The following is a 2518-nucleotide window of genomic DNA, read 5'->3' on the forward strand; positions in this document are numbered from 1 at the left end:
TGTCGCCCACACTGAGGCTCTTGCCCTGGTTTCAGCGCCGAGGAGCTGGCCTGCCGCGTAAATCACTCCCGCAGCAACTATCATCAGGAATGCGACTATCGGGATGAGGCTCCTTATGCCGCTGCACAGGCTTCCCAATGCAGTGCTCAGAGAAGTAAATCCGCTGCCTGCGAAAGCCGATGATGCCAGCAGGGCAAATGCAAGCACCGAAATCAAAACGCTTAATTTTCTCATTAAATATCACCTGTTTTTTTCTGTTGGTCTAGTCTATATTCAAAAAAAGCATTTTTAAATCTTGTTATGGTTTGTAGGCATTTTTGAGTCTGCCTTTAAAAGCCCGGTGCGAAATCGCAAAATGTCCAAGAACAGGCCGAACGAATCGGTAAGGGTATTGATGGTGGATGAAGAACCTTCGCGCCAGGCAATCGGCACTTCCCTCACCGCCAGGCCGGTCCGCTGGGCCCATACGAGCATTTCCGTGTCCCAGAAAAAATGGTCGCTACTAGTGCGCTGCGCCAAATCCGTGAGGCTCCTCTTCCTGAAGGCCTTGAAGCCGCACTGGTGGTCGTGAACTTTTGAATCAAACAAAAGGCGCACGAGGAAATTGTAAAATCGGCTCAGGAACTCCCTGTCAAGCCTGCGTTCTGTTTTCGAGCCGTCCACCAGCCTTGAGCCTATTGCAATATCCGCGTCCTTAAGTTCTTTCAGCAACCCGCGTATCTGCCCAGGTTCCGCGGACATGTCCACGTCGACGTAAAAAATAGAGGGGAATTTGGAAACCCGCGCTGCCTCCAGGAAAGAGCGCGCCTTGCGCCAGCGTTCGGATTTTGGAGGTTCCAGCAGGACAATGCGCCTGTCTTGCTTCATCGCGTCCCTTGCCTGGAGCGCGGTTTTGTCGCTTGAGCCTCCGTCGCTAATTATTATTTCGTAATCCAGGCCCCTGAGTTCTTTCTTCAGCGCGGCGAGGGCAGGAAGCACGTACCGCTCTCCATTGAATACCGGCACAATCACGGAGATACCGGTGCGGTTTGATTTCATACCAATCAGTTCAAGTGCCTTGACGCATTGCGTTTTAGGTCCTATAAGATTGGAATTGTTTAAAAAATCTCCCCGCAAATAAGGAATGATTCCATGGGAACAACGCATTCGGACAGGACAGGGCTGATTGTGCTGGCCATCACCCTTGTCTGCTCCTTCTTCGTGCATCTTGCATTCATGTCGATGCACCCGATGTACCTGGACGAAGCGCTGTACGCCAAGATGGTGATGGAGCAGCAGGAGCACTTAACCATGGTGCCGACATACCTTGGATACGATGTAGGGTGGAAACCACCGCTATTCTACTGGGTCTTTTCCTTCCTGACCAGGATTACGTCGGCCCTGGCCAGCAACGTGGATTTCATATACAAATTCCCGAACATCATGCTGGGCATGGTGAACATAGCGCTCACGTACTGGATATTAAGGAGGAGGCTGGATGCTGAGCTTGCGTGCATGGCCATACCGCTGTACGCATTCTGCGCCTTATTCATATATACTAATGAAAGGGTGCTTCTGGATCCGCTCACAATGGTGTTCATACTCGGAGGAATCTGCGCGTACACTGCCGAAGCAAGCTATGGTAAGAAGCGCTTCTTGCTCGGTGGGATGATGCTTCTGCTTGCAATTCTCACGAAATCCGTGGTCGGATTGGCGGTGCCTGCGATAGCGATAGCCCATCTATACCAAAACGAGAGAAAGACGCTCCGCAATCCTTGGTTTCTTATATCCTTGCTCGTCATACCTCTTGGATTGGGGGTGCATTACTTCAGCATGAAACCTGACATGGCTAAAGACATCTTCTTCATAGACATCGGGGGCAAGCTTGGCGCGGGCAACGGAATGATGGAAAAGATAGGCGGCTCTTTCGGGGGGGTTTTCACTTTCCTCAACGTGCTGCTGGTTGCCGCGGCCGTGGGTTTCATAAAGTTCTGGAAGGAGGATTACGCGATGAGCGTCTGGCTCGCGCTCGGAGTGTTCACTTTCATAGGCGGTTCTGGAATGCCGTGGTATTCCTATGTCATCGTGCCTGCGGTGGTGCTCTTCGCAGCAAAATCCATGCAGAGCGACTCGAATGGAAAGATGAGGCGGGATGCATTCTTCGTATTCCTGATTCTATTTGTGATTGCAATAAACCTCCTGATATTGTGCGTATGGTATTTCGGAACGCAGGGCGGGCTGAACGAAGCCAAGCTAGTGGGGGAATTCATCGCCGGGAAGCCGGATGTGATGATAGTAGGCACTTACGGCGACGCGAGCATAGTGACCGCCTACAAGCTGACCGAGGAGAACGTTGTTGGAAGGGCGGGGGATTTCGGCTGGGTTGTGATTCCGGCTGTGATGATGAATGAAACGAACATGTCGGATTTCGTGGAAAATTACACCACTTCCAAGTACACCGTGAACGAGGTGAATTTCGCGCGGCTTTTCTGGACGAGCGAGATATTCAGGAAGAAAACCGGGATAGAAGAATTCGGCT

3 protein-coding genes are annotated in these 2518 nt (G+C 51.5%); 1 reads left to right on the forward strand and 2 read right to left on the reverse strand.

Annotation, left to right across the window (positions count from 1 at the left end):
- The coding region (locus WC488_05455) for a TrbC/VirB2 family protein (GenBank protein MFA5077842.1) at nucleotides 1–234 on the reverse strand (234 nt) is incomplete at its 3' end.
- Between the two features lie 54 nt (nucleotides 235–288).
- Nucleotides 289–1038, reverse strand: coding sequence for a glycosyltransferase (locus tag WC488_05460; protein ID MFA5077843.1), 750 nt, complete (start codon nucleotides 1036–1038; stop codon nucleotides 289–291).
- Between the two features lie 93 nt (nucleotides 1039–1131).
- Between WC488_05460 and WC488_05465 the strand changes: the two genes are divergently transcribed.
- A partial coding sequence (locus WC488_05465) for a glycosyltransferase family 39 protein (protein MFA5077844.1) occupies nucleotides 1132–2518 on the forward strand: 1387 nt, incomplete at its 3' end.

Source organism: Candidatus Micrarchaeia archaeon, from assembly GCA_041650355.1.
GTDB lineage: Archaea > Micrarchaeota > Micrarchaeia > Anstonellales > Bilamarchaeaceae > JAHJBR01.